The organism is Aminobacter sp. AP02, from assembly GCF_003148805.1.
Classification (GTDB): Bacteria; Pseudomonadota; Alphaproteobacteria; order Rhizobiales; family Rhizobiaceae; genus Aminobacter.
This window is the reverse complement of the sequence record NZ_QGGX01000004.1, coordinates 199798-217477: the sequence shown is the minus strand read 5'-3', so window position 1 is coordinate 217477 and position 17680 is coordinate 199798. Positions and strand designations below refer to the sequence as shown.

The following is a 17680-nucleotide window of genomic DNA, read 5'->3' as shown; positions in this document are numbered from 1 at the left end:
AATACAGTCAAGCTGTTAGGCTTTGCGCGGCCGTTTCATGGCGATTGCGTCGAGCGCCGCCAAAGGGATGCCGCCAGGTAATTTTGCTACCGATATCGGCAATTTACGTCAACAATATTGTTGACAATCTTTGCATTCGTTACGATGGTACGGGCAGGAAGCATGATCCTGGGAGGTAAAATGTCTCGCTTTAAGAAACTCATTCTCGGTGCCGTCGCCGCCATCGCCATCGCCGCTCCGGCCAGTGCCGAAACCCTGCGTTGGGGTGGTCGGGCCGACATCTATTCGCTCGATCCGGACTCGATCGCATCGACGTTCAACCTGTCGTTCCTCAACCACATCTATGAGGGTCTGGTCCGCTACGACGCGAACTTCAAGGTCGAGCCGGCTCTGGCGACCAAGTGGGAGTTGATCGACAACAAGGTCTGGCGCTTCACCCTGCGGCAGGGCGTCAAGTTCCACAACGGCGCGGACTTCACTGCCGACGACGTGATCGCCTCGCTCAACCGCGTCACCGACCCGGATTCGCCGCTGCGCGGCAACATCCCGCTCTACGTCAGCAGCAAGAAGGTCGACGACTACACCGTCGACGTCGAGGTCTCGGCGCCAACATCGCTGTTCCTCAATGACATGACCAACATCTTCATGTTCAGCGCCAAGTGGCTGAAGGACAACAACACCGAAAAGCCGACCGCCGTCGACACCAAGACCGAGGGCTATGCGACCCACAACACTAACGGCACTGGCCCCTTCAAGCTGGAGAGCCGCGTGGCCGACAGCAAGACCGTGCTGCTGGTCAACGACGCCTGGTGGGATGAAAAGAAGCACAATCTCGACCGCATCGAGTACATGCCGATCGCCTCGGCTGCGACGCGTGTCGCGGCGCTCTTGTCGGGTGAAGTCGATCTGGTCGATTCCGCTCCGATCCAGGACCTGCCCCGCCTCGAAAGTTCGCCGGGCCTGTCGGTCATGAAAAAGCAGGAGTTCCGCACGGTCTTCCTGGGCTTCAACCGCAAGGAAAAGCTGGAAGACGGCCGCGCCAATCCGTTCAACGACGTGCGTGTTCGTGAAGCGGTGGAAGCTGCGATCGACCGTGACCTGATCAACGCCAAGGTGATGCGCGGGCTGGCCCGTCCGTCCGGCTCGCTGATCGCTCCTGAGATCGCCGGCTACGCCAAGTCGCTCGACACCTACGGCAAGGCCGATCCGGAACGCGCCAAGAAGCTGCTCGCCGAGGCTGGCCAGGAAGGGCTGAAGTTCACCTATATGTGCTCCAACGACGAGAGCATCAACGAGGAGGACTTCTGCGCCGGCATCGCCAACATGCTGAAGCGCGCCGGCTTCGACGTCTCGATCGACATTGCGCCGCGCGCCGTCCAGTCGCCCAAGCGCACGCAGGGCAAGGCCGACATGTTCAACCTGAGCTGGGCCAACGAGCCTACGCTCGACGCCTATTCGATCCTGGCCCAGGTGCTCTCCACCAAGAACGACAAGGTGGGTGTGTCGAACTACGGCGGATGGTCGTATCCGGAGTTGGACAAGCTGGTTGCCCAGTCGGTGCTGGAGCCTGACAGCGCCAAGCGCCTGCAGCTCGAAGAAGCGGCCCTCAAGATCGCCAAGGACGACACGATCCTGATCCCGCTGCACCAGCAGCCGATTGCCTGGGCAATGCAGGGCACGGTCAAGAGCGTCGACTTCCGCTCCGACAACAAGCCGCGCCACTGGCTGACGCAGATGGCCGGCGACTAAGCCCGGCCAATAGCATCTCCCAAGACCTGGGCGCTTCATCATCCGGTGAAGCGCCCTTTCTTTGACCGTGTCGGCTTCCGGCCAGTCGCGGTGATTTCAGAATGGAATGAGCTGTCATGACACGTCCCGAAGAGCTGACCCTCGGCCAACGGCCGGCTGGCCGCACCTTGATGACCGCCGACTGGCTGCTTGCCTATCACGGTGAGGGGCACTGCCTGGTGCCGCGCGGCGAACTGGTGATCCAGGCTGGCGAAATCATCTTTGCAGGACGCCACTTTGACGGTGAGGTTGCCCGGCGCATCGACTTCGGCAACGCGTTGATCAGCCCGGGCCTCGTCGACCTCGACGCGCTCTCTGACATCGACACCTATGTGCTGGTCACCGACAACCAGCCCGGATGGGCCAAGGGCCGGATCTGGCCGCGTTCCTATGTCGAGCGCGGCCCCTATGAGATGTACTCCCCCGAAGAGCTAGCCTTCCAGAAGAAGTTCGCCTTCGGCTTGTCGTTGCTGAATGGGGTCAGCACTGCGGCTCCCATCGCTTCGCTCTATTACCGTGAATGGGGCGAGACGGTCGCCGAGTTCGACGCGGCGGCAGATGCCGCCGGTGAGCTCGGCCTGCGTGTCTTCCTCAGCCCGGCCTATCGCTCGGGCGGCATGGTCCTGGAGGCGCCTGGCAAGATAGTGCCCGACTTTGATGAGGCAAGGGGTCTCGCGGGGCTCGATGACGCGATCGCCTTCATCGAACGCCAGCACGGCCGCCATGGCGGGTTGGTCAATGGCATGCTCGCACCCGACCGGGTAGAGACCTGCACGCTCAACGTGTTGCAGCGGACGATGAATGCGGCGCGCGACCTCGACTGCCGGGTGCGACTGCACATGGCCCAGGGCAAGCTCGAGCTTGACACGATGCACAAGCTTCACGGCGTTTCCGGCCCGCGTTGGATGGCCGATCACGGCCTGCTGAGCGAGCGGCTGATCACGCCGCACGGCACCCATGCTTCGGCAGAAGACTTGAAGCACTATGCCGCCGCCGGCGTCTCGATTGCGCATTCGCCCTTGGTGTCGGCGCGCATGGGCAGCACGCTGAACTCCTTCGCCTCCTGCAGGAAGCTAGGCATCAACATCGGCATGGCGACCGATACGTCACCGCCCGACATGCTGATGAACCTGCTCATGGGGCTTGTCGCCTGTCGCATCAGCGAAAAGGCTTCGGACGCGGCGCTGAGCAAAGACTTCTTCGACGCGGCGACGCTGGGCGGAGCCAAGGCGCTGGGTCGCTCCGACATCGGGCGTCTGGCAGCCGGAGCCAGGGCGGATGTCGCAGTGTTTCGCCTGGACGATCCTTACATGACGCCGACAGTCGATCCGATCACCACGCTGGTGCTTGGCGGATCGGGCAAGGTCACGCAAGCGGTGTTCGTCGACGGGCGACTGTCGATGCTCGACGGGAATCTAGCCGGCTTTGACATCCGGGCCGCGCGCGAGCAAGCGCAGCGGCAGTTCGAGGGGCTGATCGCCAAATACCCAGATAGAAGCTGGCAGCACCCGCCGGTGTCCGCGATTTTTGCTCCGAGCTATCCCATCCTGCCCTGAAGGCTAGCTCGGAACGGCGCTCACCTTTCGAGCACCGGCAACGACTTCGGAGCCAACTCGTCGATGTTGCGGCCTCGTGGGTCGTAGGTGCCGGCGCGAGAACAGGCCCAGTCTTGAAGGGCCTGCATTTCGCGCACCGCCCCGTCGTAGTCCAGTTGCGTCGGCTTGCCCTGATTCACCGTCAACCGTCCATCGACATAGACCCTCTCGACGGCACGCTCAGCGGCGCAATGAAGCAGGCTTCGCAGCGGGTCGTAGACGGGGCGCATCGTCGGTGCGTCGAGATCGATCACCAAAAGGTCGGCCTTGGCGCCAACGCTCAGCCTGCCGATATCGTCGCGGCCGAGCGCCTTCGCGCCGGCAAGGGTGGCGGCGTCAAAAATGTCGGCGGTGTTGATGTCAAAGACGCTCTTGCCGCCAAGCCGCGAGCAGATCAGCGCCTGGCGCATCTCCTCGAGCATGTTGAACGGATAGCTGTCGGTGCCGATGGCGACATTCACGCCGGCGCGGCGGTATGCGCCAAGGGTTTCGAGCGCCATGCCGCTGCGCGCGAAGGTAACGGGGCAGTGGGCAACGGTCGTGCCGCGGTCGGCGAGCGTGACGAGGTCGTTGCGCGTTCGTTGCCTGGTCCAGGAGTGGTGGTCGGCGAAGATGCAATGGCCCAGTATGACGTCGGGTCCGAGCACCCCGAGTTGCTCGAGATATTGCACGCCCGTCAGCCCGGTGCGGCGCAGAAGCTCTTCATGCTCGGCCATGGTCTGGGCGGTGTGGACCGTGATCAGCATGCTGCGGTTGCGCGCCTCTTCGGCCGCATCGACCAGAAGGTCGGGCCGGCAGGTCTCGACCTGTGATGGCGAGATGACGCCGTCAAGCCGTCCGCTCGGATGCGCCCTCGCCCGCTCGGCGAAGTCCAGTGCACGCGCAAAGGCATCGCGGCCTGCCTTGTCGTTCCATTCGAAATCGAGCCGGTGGCTGTCACTGACCACCCAGTCGGCCTGGCGGAAGCCGGGCGCGAGATAGGCCCGCGCACCGCTTTGGGCGGCGATGTCGAGCCAGATATCGTTGGCGCCGGCAATGTCGAGGATGGTGGTAGCGCCAGATCGCATCAGGTCGCCCAGCATGACGGTGAGGCAAGCGGCGCGGGCATCCTCGCCGCCGTCGATCACGCCTGAATATTCATACATGGCCTGGCCCCAGAGGGCGGCGGTGCCAACATCCTCGAAGATGCTCTTGGCCATCGGTTCGTCATGCGAGTGGCAGTGGATGTCGATCAGGCCGGGCATCACCATGCGCGCCTTGCCCGACAGCTCGGTCGTTGCCTGCCCTTCAAAGCGTGTGCCAACACAGATCAGCCCGGTCTCGTCGAAGGCGACATCACCTCCGTGCAGGTAGACCTGTCGGTCGCCATCCGGGTCATAGGCAACAATGGTTTCGACGTCGCGAATGACCGTGATTTCAGTCATGACCTACCCTGAATCGTTTCTCGAGAAAGCGGCTGTACGCGCCCATGAGCGCGCTGAACACGAAGTAGACGACGGCTGCGAATACATAACCTTCGAGCACCGCGATGCCTTGCCAGTTTGGATCGCGAAGTGCCGTGCGGACGGTGTTCAGAAAGTCCAGCAGGCCAACGATCGTGACCAGCGTCGTGTCCTGGAAAAAGCCGATGAACAGCGACACCAATGGTGGGATGACTGTTTTCAGCGCCTGCGGGACGGTGATGAGGAAGGTGCATTGCCAGTAGTGCAGCCCCAGCGCCTTGGCAGCCTCGGTCTGTCCGGCAGGCAGGGCCTGCAGACCCGCACGCACGATTTCGGCTATGTAGGCCGCTGCAAACAGGATGATGGCAACCTGTGCCCTCAGAAGTTTGTCGATGGTCACCCCTTCGGGCATGAACAGCGGCAACATCACCGATGCCATGAACAGGATGCTGATGAGCGGAACGCCGCGCACCAGTTCAATGAAGGTGACCGCAAGAATGCGGATGGCCGGCAGTTTCGACAGCCGCGCCAACGCAAGCAGGATGCCCAGCGGCAGCGCGCAGACGAGACCGATGAAGGTCAACATGAAAGACAGCGGCAGGCCGCCCCATTGCGAGGTGGCAACCTCGGTCAATCCGAACGCACCACCGGCCATCAGCAGGAACAGGACAGGCAGCAACACCGCCCAGGCGACGATCAGGGATCGCCCCCACAGGCGTGGAATGCCTGAAACGGCCATGGCTGCGATGAACAACAAGGTTGCCGACAGCGGCCGCCATTGCTCGTCAAAGGGGTATATGCCGAACAGCATGTAGCGCAGCTTGGCGGCGACATAGGGCCAGCAGGCACCCGACGCTGCCTTGCAATCTTCGGGCGCTCCGTCGAACACCGCATTGATCAGCAGCCAGGAAGCCGCCGCCTTGGCGGCGAGCCCGAGCAGGACAAGGCAGATCAGCGTTACCACCGTGTTGCCGGGAGTGCCGAAATAAGCCTTGAAGGTTTCGTTGCGGCGGGCGGGCCGTCGCGGCGCCGAGCGGCCTTCGGCCATCGTTGTCGATTGGTCGCTCACGGCTGACGCCCCTTCAGGGCGACATGCCCGTTGTACCAGTTCATCAACGCCGAGGTTGCGAGCGAAAGCAGCAAATAGACGAACATGAACAGGGCGATAGGCTCGATCGCCTGGCCTGTCTGGTTCATGATCGTATTGGAGACCATCACCAGGTCGGGATAACCGATCGCGATTGCCAGCGAGCTGTTCTTGAAGGTCGTCACATAGACATTGGTCAGCGGCGGCACGATGACCCTGAGCGCCTGGGGCAAGATGACCAGCCGCATCGTCTGCCGGTCCGACATGCCAAGCGCCTTGGCTGCTTCGCGCTGACCCTTGCGGATTGCCAGGATACCGCTGCGCACGATCTCTGCCACGGTCGCTGATGCGCCAAGCGTCAGGCCGAGCAGCAGCGCCACGAACTCCGGTTTGAGATGGGCGCCGCCGGTCAGGCGGAACTTGCCCAGCACGGGCCAGTCGACCTCGCCGCTGACGTCGAAAAACAGGACGGCTGCCGCAACAGGCAGCACGAACAGGGCTGTGGCAACCGGCCAGCCAGGCACTATCTTGCCTGTCAGAATACGCCGGCGACCCGCCCATCGCTGCCATAAGATCGCGGCTGCGATGCCGATGATGGCGGCGGTCGCGACTGCCCAGAAGCCGGAGTTCCAGACGAAAGCGGGCACGACCAGGCCGCTATTTGATACATAAACGCCCGGCAGCAACGTGATGGCCTGCTTGACCGGTGGCAGTGTGAAGATGATGGCCGAGTACCACAGGAAAAGGTAAAGCAGCAGCGGGACGTTGCGCAGCGCTTCGACATAGGCAAGCATCAGCCGCGACAGAAGCGGGTTGGAAGACAGGCGGGCGATGCCGACGATCGTGCCGATGATGGTGCTGAACACGATCGCAAGTACAGCGACCTTGACCGTGTTGAGCAAGCCGACGAGCAATGCCCGGCCATAGCTGTCCGAGGGTTCATAGGCGATCGGCGTTTCGCTGATGATGAAAGCCGCCTCGCGTCCGAGGTAATCAAAGCCGGTGGCGATGTCTTGCTTTGCCAGATTGGCGAGCGCGTTGTTGAGCAGATACCAGCCGCAGCCGACGACCGCCGCAACGCACAGAACTTGATAGGCAAGTTCGCGCACGCGCCGATTTCGTAACAGAACAATGGGCGACACGCCGTCGGTCCTCATGGAGGTCTGATGAAAAGACAACGGCGCATGTCGGGCCGACACGCGCCGTATTCTCTTGGCACCTTAGCGGACGGGCGGCGGGTAGAGCAGGCCGCCGGTGTTCCAAAGGCTGTTGGGGCCACGGCTCAGGCCGAGCGCCGTCTTTTCACCGAGATTGCGGTCGAAGACCTCGGCATAATTGCCGACCTGCTTGATGATGTTGTAGCCCCAGTTCTTGTCCAGGCCGAGCATCGGGCCAAGCTCGTCAGTGACGCCGAGCATGCGCTGGATCTCAGGATCCTGGCTCTTGAGCTGCTCGTCGACGTTTGCCTGGGTGATGCCCTTTTCCTCGGCGGCCATCAACATCCACGCCGACCACGAGACGATGTCGCGCCAGTTAGAATCGTTTTGGCGTACGGCAGGCGCCAGCGGTTCCTTGGAGATGGTTTCTGGCAGGATCACGTAGTCGCCGGGGCTCTTGGAGGCGGCGCGAATGGAGGCGAGGTCCGAACGGTCAGACGAGACCGCGTCGCAGCGGCCGGAGAAGAAGGCGTTGTTGTTCTCGTCGGGGTTCTCGAACACCACCAGCTCGAACTTCTTGCCGGTGGCGCGGAAGAAGTCGGCGAGGTTCTGGGCCGTCGTCGTGCCGGGCAAGGTGCAGACGGCCGCACCGTCGAGTTCCTTGGCGCTGTTGATGCCGAGGCTCTTGGCGACCATCAGGCCTTGGCCGTCATAAAATACGGTGGGGCCGAAATCGATACCGAGCGAGGCTTCGCGCGAGTAGGTCATGGTCGTCTGGCGCGACAGAACGTCGATCTCGCCCGACTGCAGCACCTGGAAACGCGTGTTGATGTTGGTCATCACGAAGTCGACCTTGTTCGGGTCGCCGAACACGGCCGTCGCGATGGCGCGGCAGACGTCTACGTCGAAACCGGCGAACTTGCCCTGCGCGTCGGCAAGGGCGAAGCCGGTCGTGCCCATCGAAACGCCGCAAATCAGTTTGCCGCGCGCCTTGACCGTCTCCAATGTGGACGCTGCCTGCGCCGCTACGGCGGAAGAGCCCAGTAGCAAGGCGGCAGCCGCGGCCATGCGGCATGCCCTACGGAACGTTACCATTTTTATCCTCCCATTACGGTTCCAGCGGGTGCACCGCCGACCGCTCCCTCTACAACAGCTTGATCCAATCAAATTGCCGACAATTCTTCAATAGAATAATCGACAATAATTGTGCTCAATCTGCATGCGGCTGGACCGGAAGGATCGCTCCGGTGCGGAGGAGTTTCCCCGGGTGGCGACGGCTTGGATTCTTCTTGAGAGGTTTTTTGTGCCGGGTAGGCATGATCGACCTGACACAATTGATCGAGGAAAACATGAACAACGTTGAGCGCGCGGCCTGGCGTTTTCACTCGGCTGCGGCGAGACGGGCTGCATCTAGAAATGTCCTGATCTCGGCGCGGCAAGCGCCACAGTTGGTCCCCGCGCGCAGGCGTTCGCCAATCTGTTCGACACTAACGCAGCCGCCAGCGACGGCCTGTGAGAGTTGGTTCACCCCGATATTGAAGCAGGAGCAGACGATGCGGCCGACAAACGGCACAGGCACCGGCGCCCGCCCCGACAGCAGCGCGCGGCGGTCGAGCGGCGACAGCGGTTCGACTGAGGCGAGCAGCGACAACAGCCAATCGCGTTCGGGCAGATGGCGGTGCGGTGCGACCAGCAGCGCCTCGCTGAGCCTGCCCTCGCCGTCAGTTGCAGCGGCACGGAAGGTCGAGCTCCGCCGGTCGGTGTATTCGAGCAGTTGGTCGGCCGGCACCACGTCGACCAGCCGGCGGGCGAGCAGGATGCCCTGTTCGGGCGGTTCGGTGCCGGACAATTCGTAGACCCAGCCGCCTGCCACCGCCGCACGGCTCCAATGAACGAAGCCCGTCGGCCTGATGTCGCGGCGGGTCATCAGTACGCCGGCCCATGCGACCGGCTCGCGCGAGATCCGCACTGGCACGTGCTTGAGTTCCGGTTGGCCGGAAAAAGGATCAGTGATCGGCGCCGACAATGACCCGGCGGCTGCATTGGCGGCAAAGCGCCCGCTCCAATGCATCGGCAGAAAGGCCTCGCCCCGCCGCTGGCCGGCACTGACAGCCGCCTTGGCCCGGCCGCCGCCATAGCGGCTTTCGATGCGGACGAGATCGCCGTCGGCTATCCCCAGCGCGGCAGCGTCGGCAGCGTTGAGTTCGATCGCCGGCTCCGGCGCATTGGCCATCAGTCGCGGCACTCGCCCAGTGCGGGTCATGGTGTGCCACTGGTCGCGCAGCCGGCCGGTGTTGAGAACAACAGGAAAAGCGGCATCGACTGGCAGCGCCGCACCTTCCTGGCGCACGGCCACGAAACGGGCGCGGCCATCTGCGGTGGGAAAGCGGCCATCGCCAAGCAACCGTTGGGTCCCGGCTGAGGCACCGGCGGAAAAAGGCCAGTGCAGCGGCGCAAGCGCATCGTAGGCGCCGTCCTCGATATCGGCGAGACCCCCAATGTCGAACAGCCGTTCGCCGCCGTTCTCGAAGGCGGACAGTGCCGCATGCTCGCGAAAGATCGCCGCCGGTCCCGGATGGTTGAAAGCCTCAGCAAAGCCCATGCGCCGGGCGACCTCCGAGACGATCCACCAGTCGGGCCTGATATCACCCGGCATCGGCAGGAACGATTTCTGGCGCGATATCAGGCGCTCGGAATTGGTCACCGTGCCGTCCTTCTCGCCCCAGGCGGCGGCAGGCAGTAGCACGTCGGCGAAACGGCTGGTGTCAGTGCGCGTGACATCCGAGACGACGACGAATTCGCAGGCCTTCAGGGCAGCGCGCACCTTGCCGGCATCCGGCATGCTGACGGCCGGGTTGGTGCCCATCACCCAGAGCGCCTTGATGCGGCCGTCGCCGGCCGCCTCGAACATGTCGACCGCCTTGAGGCCTGGCTTGCGGGCGACACCAGCCGTGCGCCAGAAGCGGCCGACCCTTTCAGGGGCGGCAGGATCGTCGAAGCCCATATGCGCGGCAAGCTGGTTGGCCAAACCGCCGACCTCCCGGCCGCCCATGGCGTTGGGCTGGCCGGTGACCGAAAACGGCCCCATGCCCGGCCTGCCGATGCGCCCCGTCGCGAGATGGCAGTTGAGAATGGCGTTGACCTTGTCGGTGCCATGCGCCGACTGGTTGACGCCCTGGCTGTAGACGGTGACGGTGCGCTCCGTGGTCGCGAACCAGTCATAGAAGGCCGACACGTCGGCAGCATCGAGATCGCAGTTCTCGGCGACGCGCCGCGGCGTCGGCGCATCGGCGCAAGCGAGGCTGAGCGCCGCATCAAAGCCCGAAGTGTGGGCGGCCACATAGTCCCGGTCGACGGCGCTGCTGCCCGCAAGATGCGCCAGAAGGCCGTTGAACAGCGCCACGTCGGTGCCCGGCCTGAGCTGCAGGTGCAGGTCGCATTCCGCTGCGGTTGCCGTGCGGCGCGGATCGACGACAACGATCTTCGTTCCGCGTTCGGCGCGCGCGGCGAGCAGGCGCTGATAGAGGATCGGATGGCACCAGGCGGTGTTGGAACCGACCAGCACGACAAGGTCGGCCTGCTCGAAATCGGCATAGACGCCGGGCACGATGTCTTCGCCGAAGGCGCGCTTGTGGCCGGCGACCGACGAGGCCATGCACAGCCGCGAATTGGTGTCGATATTGGCCGAGCCGATGAAGCCCTTCATCAGCTTGTTGGCGACGTAATAGTCCTCGGTCAGCAATTGCCCCGAGACATAGAAGGCAACCGCATCCGGTCCGTGCCGGGCGATGGTCTCGGAGAAGCGGCCTGCCACCAGGTCGAGCGCTGTACCCCAGGAGGCGCGGCGGCCGCCGATCTCGGGGTGGAGCACGCGCCCGTCGAGGCCGAGTGTTTCGCCAAGCGCGGAGCCCTTGGAACAGAGCTTGCCCAAATTGGCGGGATGGCCGGGGGCGCCGCGCACGGACGTCGTGCCGTCCGCGGCGACACGCGCCTGCACGCCGCAACCCACCCCGCAATAGGGACAGGTGGTCCTCACCTCGCGTGCATCCGTCATGATCAGGCAGCCTTCGATGCACGAAGCTCAAGCGCGATGAACAGCCGCCCGTCCTCGACCTTGAGCGGGATGGTCCTGACCGAACCTTCGTCGGCGCCCTGTGCCTTGCCGGTTTCCAGCGAAAACACCCAGTTGTGCAACGGACAGGTCACCGAGGCGCCATGCACGATGCCCTGGCTCAGCGGCCCGCCCTTGTGCGGGCAGTGGTCCTCGATGGCGAAGATCTGGTCCTCGGCGGTGCGGAACACGCCGATCTTGCCCTCAGGCGTGTTAACGCAGCGCGCGCCGCGCAACGGTATGTCGGCGATCGTTCCAATCGCGATCCAGTCCATCTCGCTCATTCCGCTGCCTCCGCGAAGCCGACCGAAGCCATCGGGTGGAACTCGTGCTTGTCCATGCCGGAGACACGCTCCGACCACGGATCGACCTGGGCGAATTTCTGGGAGAAGACGAAACGCTCATAATAGGCCGTGCGCATGTCGGCATCGTCGAGAATCTGGCGCTTGATCTCGGCTATGCCGACACGCTTGGCCCATTTGTAGATGCGCTCGAGATAACGGCCCTGCTCGCGGTACATCTGCGTCAGCGCGACGATCACCTCGAGCGCCTCATCCTCCGTCTTCACCAGGCCGAGCACCTCGGTGCCCTTGATGTCGAGGCCGGCGGCACCGGCGAAGTGGATCTCGAAACCGCTGTCGACGCAAATGACGCCGATGTCCTTGCAGGTCGCCTCGGCGCAGTTGCGCGGGCAGCCCGACACCGCCATCTTAACCTTGGCCGGCGTCCACGAACCCCACATGAATTTCTCGATGCGTATGCCAAGCCCGGTCGAATCCTGGGTGCCGAAACGACACCAGTCCGATCCGACGCAGGTCTTCACCGTGCGCAGGCCCTTGGCATAGGCGTGGCCCGAGACGAAGCCTGCCTTGCCGAGATCAGACCAGACCGCCGGCAAGTCCTCCTTCCTGATACCCAGCATGTCGATGCGCTGGCCGCCGGTGACCTTGACCATCGGGATCTCGAACTTGTCGACGACATCGGCGATGGCGCGCAGTTCACTTGAATTGGTCACCCCGCCCCACATGCGCGGCACCACCGAATAGGTGCCGTCCTTCTGGATGTTGGCGTGGACGCGCTCGTTGATAAAGCGCGACTGGTAGTCATCGGCATATTCATCCGGCCAGTCGCAGACGAGATAGTAGTTGAGCGCCGGCCGGCACTTGGCGCAGCCGCAGGAGGACTTCCACTGCAGCTCCTGCATGACTTCCGGTATCGTCTTCAGACCCTTGGCCTTGATCAGCCGGCGGACGTCGTCGTGACCGAGGTCTGTGCATTTGCACATCGGCTGCACGGCGGCCGGGTTGTAGCTGTCGCCCAAAGTCAGCGACATCAGCTGCTCGACAAGCCCGGTGCAGGAGCCGCAGGAAGCCGATGCCTTGGTATGGGCCCTGACGTCATCGAGCGAGGTCAGCCCCTTTTCGGTAATGGTGCCGGTGATCTTGCCCTTGCAGACGCCGTTGCAGCCGCAGATTTCCGCATCATCCGCCAGTGCCGCAACGGCCGCCATAGGGTCCAGCGGCGATCCTCCCTGGTAGGCCTGGCCGAAGATCAGCGTGTCGCGCATCTCCGAAATGTCGGTCTGCTTCTTCTTGAGGTCGTTGAACCAGGCGCCGTCGCCGGTCTCACCATAGAGCACGGTGCCAATGACGCGGTTGTCCTTGAGCACCAGCCGCTTGTAGATGCCGGCCGCGGCGTCGCGCAGCACGATCTCCTCGCGGTCGTCGCCGTCGGCGAAATCGCCGAGCGAATAGAGGTCGATGCCGGTGACCTTGAGCTTGGTCGGCGTGTCGGAGTGGACGAAACCGGCCGTCTGGTCGCCGGCGAGATGGGCAGCTGCAACGCGTGCCATCTCGTAGAGCGGCGCGACAAGCCCGTAGACCTGGCCGCCGACCTCGGCGCATTCGCCGAGCGCCAATATGTCGGGATCGGAGGTGCGCATGCCGTTGTCGACGACGATACCGCGATTGGTCTCGATACCGGCGTCCCTGGCGATCGAAGCATTCGGCCGGATGCCGACGGCCATCACCACCAGCGTTGCCGGCACGACGCTGCCATCGGCGAGTTCAACGCCCTCGACCTTGCCATTGCCGACGATGGCCTTGGTGTTGGCCTTGGTCATGACCTTGATTCCGCGTGCCTCGACCGCCCTTTGCAGCAGGTAGCCGGCAGCCGGGTCGAGCTGGCGCTCCATCAGCGTCGGCATGACATGCAAAACGGTGACGTCCATGCCGCGCGCCTGCAGCCCGGCGGCAGCTTCGAGGCCGAGCAGGCCACCGCCGATGACGACGGCCTTGGCCCGCGACTGGGCGGCAAGCAACATGGCGTTGACGTCGTCGAGATCGCGGTAGCTCAGCACGCCGGCCATGTCGTTGCCCGGCACCGGGATGATAAACGGCACCGAGCCGGTGGCGATGACCAGCTTGTCGTATGTCTCCGTCACCCCATGGTCCGACGTGACGGTCTTCGCCGCGCGGTCGATGGCGACGATCGTGTGGCCCTTGTACAGAGTGATGCCGTGCTTGATGTACCAGCCGTCGCCATGGATGATGATCTCTTCATAACCCTTCTCGCCCGACAGGACCGGCGACAGCATGATGCGGTCGTAGTTCACGCGCGGCTCGGCGTTGAAGATGGTGACCTGGTAGCGGCTGGGTGCTGCCTCCAGCAGATGCTCCAGCATGCGCCCGGGGGCCATGCCGTTGCCGATGATGACAAGTCTCTCGGTCATTGCGGGGCTCCTCGACAATGTCACTGGGCGGCCAAGGTCAGCGGCTCGCCGGCGCTTTCGCGCGACATGCTGCGGATCGACAGATGCATCCAGACCAGCGATGCCAAGACGATGGCAAACAGCAGCATAAAGCAGCTCGACCACAGGCCGGTGAGATCGTTGAGCGCGCCGAAGGCTATGGGCAGGATGAAGCCGCCAAGGCCGCCGATCATGCCGACGAGACCGCCGACGGCGCCGACATTTTCAGGATAGTAGGCCGGGATGTGCTTGTAGACGGCGGCCTTGCCCAGGCTCATGAAAAAGCCGAGCACGAAGGCGACGGCCATGAAGGCGATCGGGCCGACCTCGAAATGGAAGGACATCGGCCCACTGATGCCGCGCACGACGTAGTCGGCCGTTGGCAAAGACAGGATCAGCGTGGTGATCGCCGAGACGCCTAAGGTCCAGTACATCACCGTGCGCGCGCCGATGCGGTCGGACAGCATACCGCCATAGGCGCGGAAGATACTGGCCGGGATGGAATAGGCGGCACCGATCATGCCGGCGGTGACGATGTCGAAGCCGTAGACGCCGATCAGGTAGCGCGGCAACCACAATGCAAGGGCCACGAAAGCGCCGAAGGAAAAGAAGTAGTAGAGACCGAAGCGCCAGACCTGCACGTTGCGGAGGGGCGCGAACGCGGCCGAGAAGCTTTTTGCCTGTCCGCCATGGACGCGGCGCTGGCGGATGACGGGATCATCCTCGCTGCCGAACCAGAAGATGAAGGCCATGAAGCCGAGGCAGGCAGCCCAGATCAGCGCCACTTCCTGCCAGCCGCCGGCGAGCAGCACGAAGGGTGCCAGGAACTTGGTGACGGCGGCGCCGACATTGCCGACGCCGAAGATGCCGAGCGCCGTGCCCTGCTTTGCGGCCGGGAAGAAGCGCGAGACATAGGCGACGCCGACGGCGAATGAGCCGCCGGCAAGGCCGACGCCGAGCGCGGCGATCAGCATCTGGGTGTAGGTCTGGGCAAAGGCAAGCAGGAAAGTGGCGATGGCCGCCGCCAGCATGGTTGCGGTGTAGACGAGACGCCCGCCGAAACGGTCGGTCCAGACGCCGAGCACGATGCGCACCAGCGAGCCGGTCAGGATCGGCGTGCCAATCAGCAGCCCGAACTGGGTCTCGGAGAGGCCGAGCTCCTGCTTGATGCGCACGCCGATGATCGAAAAGATAGTCCACACGGCAAAGCAGACAGTGAAGGCGATGGTGGAAATGGCAAGCGCCCTGACCGGAGCATTGTCCTGGCTGGGCGCGGCTGGGAGGTGGGTGGTCATTGTCGGCTCCGTTGGGCGGCATGGGAGGCGCCGCGCTGATCTGGATCGCGAAAACAAAAAAGCTGCCGGCCAGGGTCGCGCGTCCGTACATCCGGGATCGCGGTCATCTGGTCGGCAGCTTCGCCTGGGGCGCCCGCCATTGGACGCCGATATGTCTGGCCTTTCGGCCTCGCCTATTGCGACGCACAAACCGTGCCAGTTTTGCAGGGCAGAGTGTTTTCTTTTATTTTCAGATGTTTATGCAAAAACGGGCGCGTTGGCTGCCGGAAAGCCAGCGATCAATCACTAGCCATCGCGCCCGGGTACCTGCCTATTTGATGTGCAGTGCACAAAAATTTACGACCGATCAGCCCGGCATATACCGCTGGGCGGCAATGTAGCCGTCGAGATCATCGGGATCGAACAGCCCGCCGTCGAAGAACCCATCCGGCCCGAGCACCAGGCTGGCGCCGGCGGAGCCGACCGGTGTCGGCGCCGGCAATGCACCCTCGACCTTGGCGTTGGCGCCGGGCAAGGCAGCGCCCAATGGCTTGAGCGCGCTACGGTAGAGATCGGGCCGGTAGGTTTCACGAGCAATCGCGGCATTGGCGGCGGAATGCTCTACCTGGCCCCAGCGCACCATCTGGCTGTAGAACCACAAGGCATGGCTCTTCCACGGGAAGGTCGCGGCCTTTGCCTGGGGCACGAAGAAGTCGTCGACGTCGACAACGTTGTCCACTGCCGTGCCGAGACGGCCCGACAATGCTGGCAGCATCCATTCGGGCGGCCGCCCGACATAGGCAGGGCCGGCCATGATGCCGGCCAGCTCGGCGTGATTGGCCGGTCCAGCGCACCACTGCGCGGCATGGTGGATGGCGCGAAGCAACGCCGACAGCGCCTCGGGATTGGCGTCGCTCCAGCGCGCGTCGGCGCCCAGCACCTTTTCCGGGCTGGATCGCCAGATCGTGGCCTTCACCGTAGCAATGCGGCCATGGCCGAGCAAAACGGCGGCGGTATTCCAGGGCTCGCCAGCGCAGAAGCCGTCGAGCGAGCCCGAGCCCAAAGCGTCGGCCATCAACGGTGGCGGCAGAATCACGATCTCGACGTCGCGATCGGGGTCGATGCCGCAGGCAGCCAACCAGTAACGCAGTTCGTAGTTGTGACCCGAATGCGGATGAACTACGCCGAGGCGCAGCGGCGCAGCATTGCGGCTGGCGCGTTCGGCCACCACGGCCCTGAGCGCGTCGCCAGTTACGCGTGGCGAAAGATCGCCGCTCGCGCCATGGGCGGCCATGTCGCGCCACAGCGCATTCGAGACGGTGACGGCGTTGCCGCCGAGGCCGAGCGCCATCGGCACGACGGTGGTTGCCGCCAGCGAGGTCAGGCCGAGATTGCAGGCGATCGGCATCGGCGCCAGCATGTGCGCCACCTGGAAGTGTCCGACGGCGAGCCGGTCGCGGATGTTGGCCCATGAGGTCTCGCGGACCAGAGTGAGTTCGATGCCTTCGGCCGCGGCAAAGTCCTTCTCCTTGGCGGCAACCAGAAGCGCGCTGTCGAGCAAGGGCAGGAAACCGGCTGAGATCTCGAAGCGGATATCGCTCATGCGTCGTCTCCCAACAGGCCGGCGGCGGTGACGAGGCTTTGCGCGATCTCCGACAGCTTGCGGTTCTGGTTCATCGCCGCCTTGCGCATCAGCGCATAGGCCTCGGCCTCGGAGATGGTGCGCGACTTCATTAGGATGCCCTTGGCGCGGCCGATCACCTTGCGGTCCTCGAGTTCGCTGCGCGCCTCCTCCAGTTCGCGCGCCAGCCGCGAAAACGCGTTGAAGCGGCTCACCGCCATGTCGAGGATCGGCTTGACCCGCTCGCGCTTCAGCCCGTCGACGACATAGGCGGAGACGCCGGCGTCGACGGCCGCCTCGATCGAGGCGCTGTCGGAGCGGTCGACGAACATGGCGATCGGTCGCTTCACCGCGCGCGAAAGCTGGAACATGTTTTCCAGCATGTCGCGGTTGGGGTTTTCGAGATCGATGACGATGACGTCGGGATTGGTCTCGGCGATGCGCCGGCCGATGCCCGCCACGTCGTAGACCAGCGTGACGTCCTCATGCCCGGCCTCGCGCAGGCCCGCCTCGATGATCGAGGCGCGGATGCGGTTTTCGTCAATCACGAGTACGGCGAGTGGTTTCGCGGCCATGCTCTATTTTGCGCGCCATCTCCGATTGTGCAATGCGGCAATCGGCGATGGCGGTGGACATTGCTAATCCAAGTCCGCGGGACGGCGGTTTTTCATGCGCTTGAAGCTTAAACGGTACCGCCGTTCGCAGAACTGCTCGGCAAGGGTTGGTGCGGGATTGTAGGCTTACCTTGCCTGTCGTTTCGCATCATCTATCCTGCAATTTGATGGTTGCCGTCGCAGGCAATGATTTGTTCGTGGACCCAAGCTGCCGCCCGTGGCGCGAAGTCACCAAACCGTCG

At 63.8% G+C, this 17680-nt stretch carries 13 protein-coding genes; 3 read left to right on the top strand and 10 right to left on the bottom strand.

Features of this window, described 5'->3' with window-relative positions:
* Positions 1 to 180: 180 nt before the first annotated feature.
* Positions 181 to 1749 (top strand): ABC transporter substrate-binding protein, encoded by a 1569-nt coding sequence (locus tag C8K44_RS06715; protein WP_109575106.1) that lies wholly within the window; start codon positions 181 to 183, stop codon positions 1747 to 1749.
* 116 nt (positions 1750 to 1865) lie between these two features.
* Positions 1866 to 3344: an amidohydrolase family protein gene (locus tag C8K44_RS06710; protein WP_109574987.1), complete on the top strand. Its 1479-nt coding sequence runs from the start codon at positions 1866 to 1868 to the stop codon at positions 3342 to 3344.
* Positions 3345 to 3364: 20 nt separating this feature from the next.
* Here C8K44_RS06710 and C8K44_RS06705 read toward each other — a convergent pair whose 3' ends face one another.
* The 8 genes from C8K44_RS06705 to C8K44_RS06670 all read right to left on the bottom strand — a co-directional run bounded on the left by C8K44_RS06705 (position 3365) and on the right by C8K44_RS06670 (position 15224).
* On the bottom strand, positions 3365 to 4807 hold the full coding sequence (locus C8K44_RS06705) for an amidohydrolase family protein (protein ID WP_109574986.1): 1443 nt from the start codon (positions 4805 to 4807) through the stop codon (positions 3365 to 3367).
* On the bottom strand, positions 4800 to 5894 hold the full coding sequence (locus tag C8K44_RS06700; RefSeq protein ID WP_109574985.1) for an amino acid ABC transporter permease: 1095 nt from the start codon (positions 5892 to 5894) through the stop codon (positions 4800 to 4802). The genes C8K44_RS06705 and C8K44_RS06700 overlap by 8 nt, the downstream gene beginning before the upstream one ends.
* Positions 5891 to 7021: an ABC transporter permease subunit gene (locus C8K44_RS06695; protein ID WP_245417386.1), complete on the bottom strand. Its 1131-nt coding sequence runs from the start codon at positions 7019 to 7021 to the stop codon at positions 5891 to 5893. Before C8K44_RS06695 ends, C8K44_RS06700 begins: the two co-directional genes overlap by 4 nt.
* A gap of 111 nt (positions 7022 to 7132) precedes the next feature.
* Positions 7133 to 8164, bottom strand: coding sequence for an amino acid ABC transporter substrate-binding protein (locus C8K44_RS06690; protein WP_109574984.1), 1032 nt, complete (start codon positions 8162 to 8164; stop codon positions 7133 to 7135).
* A 286-nt stretch (positions 8165 to 8450) separates the two neighbouring features.
* Positions 8451 to 11123, bottom strand: coding sequence for a nitrate reductase (locus C8K44_RS06685; protein WP_109574983.1), 2673 nt, complete (start codon positions 11121 to 11123; stop codon positions 8451 to 8453).
* 2 nt (positions 11124 to 11125) lie between these two features.
* Entirely contained in the window at positions 11126 to 11455 is a 330-nt protein-coding gene (gene nirD / locus C8K44_RS06680) for a nitrite reductase small subunit NirD (RefSeq protein WP_109575104.1), read from the bottom strand.
* Between the two features lie 5 nt (positions 11456 to 11460).
* Entirely contained in the window at positions 11461 to 13911 is a 2451-nt protein-coding gene (gene nirB / locus C8K44_RS06675) for a nitrite reductase large subunit NirB (RefSeq protein ID WP_109574982.1), read from the bottom strand.
* A 20-nt stretch (positions 13912 to 13931) separates the two neighbouring features.
* Complete coding sequence (locus C8K44_RS06670; RefSeq protein WP_109574981.1) at positions 13932 to 15224, bottom strand: nitrate/nitrite transporter; 1293 nt, start codon at positions 15222 to 15224, stop codon at positions 13932 to 13934.
* Between C8K44_RS06670 and C8K44_RS27265 the strand changes: the two genes are divergently transcribed.
* The gene (locus C8K44_RS27265; protein ID WP_146203912.1) at positions 15224 to 15604 is read left to right on the top strand and encodes a hypothetical protein; all 381 of its coding nucleotides are present in this window, start codon (positions 15224 to 15226) and stop codon (positions 15602 to 15604) included. The two genes, C8K44_RS06670 and C8K44_RS27265, sit on opposite strands and share 1 nt — an antisense overlap.
* Here C8K44_RS27265 and C8K44_RS06665 read toward each other — a convergent pair.
* Both C8K44_RS06665 and C8K44_RS06660 read right to left on the bottom strand, forming a co-directional pair.
* The gene (locus C8K44_RS06665; protein ID WP_109574980.1) at positions 15571 to 16806 is read right to left on the bottom strand and encodes a CmpA/NrtA family ABC transporter substrate-binding protein; all 1236 of its coding nucleotides are present in this window, start codon (positions 16804 to 16806) and stop codon (positions 15571 to 15573) included. The genes C8K44_RS27265 and C8K44_RS06665 overlap by 34 nt on opposite strands.
* Positions 16803 to 17399 (bottom strand): ANTAR domain-containing response regulator, encoded by a 597-nt coding sequence (locus C8K44_RS06660; RefSeq protein WP_109574979.1) that lies wholly within the window; start codon positions 17397 to 17399, stop codon positions 16803 to 16805. Before C8K44_RS06660 ends, C8K44_RS06665 begins: the two co-directional genes overlap by 4 nt.
* Between the last annotated feature and the right edge of the window lie 281 nt (positions 17400 to 17680).

Coding starts and splice junctions, on each gene's coding strand:
- C8K44_RS06660 (WP_109574979.1), bottom strand. CDS start 17,399: ATGGCCGCGAAACCACTCGCCGTACTCGTGATTGACGAAAACCGCATC.
- nirB (WP_109574982.1), bottom strand. CDS start 13,911: ATGACCGAGAGACTTGTCATCATCGGCAACGGCATGGCCCCCGGGCGC.
- C8K44_RS06665 (WP_109574980.1), bottom strand. CDS start 16,806: ATGAGCGATATCCGCTTCGAGATCTCAGCCGGTTTCCTGCCCTTGCTC.
- C8K44_RS06705 (WP_109574986.1), bottom strand. CDS start 4,807: ATGACTGAAATCACGGTCATTCGCGACGTCGAAACCATTGTTGCCTAT.
- C8K44_RS06685 (WP_109574983.1), bottom strand. CDS start 11,123: ATGACGGATGCACGCGAGGTGAGGACCACCTGTCCCTATTGCGGGGTG.
- C8K44_RS06710 (WP_109574987.1), top strand. CDS start 1,866: ATGACACGTCCCGAAGAGCTGACCCTCGGCCAACGGCCGGCTGGCCGC.
- C8K44_RS06670 (WP_109574981.1), bottom strand. CDS start 15,224: ATGACCACCCACCTCCCAGCCGCGCCCAGCCAGGACAATGCTCCGGTC.
- C8K44_RS06715 (WP_109575106.1), top strand. CDS start 181: ATGTCTCGCTTTAAGAAACTCATTCTCGGTGCCGTCGCCGCCATCGCC.
- nirD (WP_109575104.1), bottom strand. CDS start 11,455: ATGGACTGGATCGCGATTGGAACGATCGCCGACATACCGTTGCGCGGC.
- C8K44_RS06690 (WP_109574984.1), bottom strand. CDS start 8,164: ATGGTAACGTTCCGTAGGGCATGCCGCATGGCCGCGGCTGCCGCCTTG.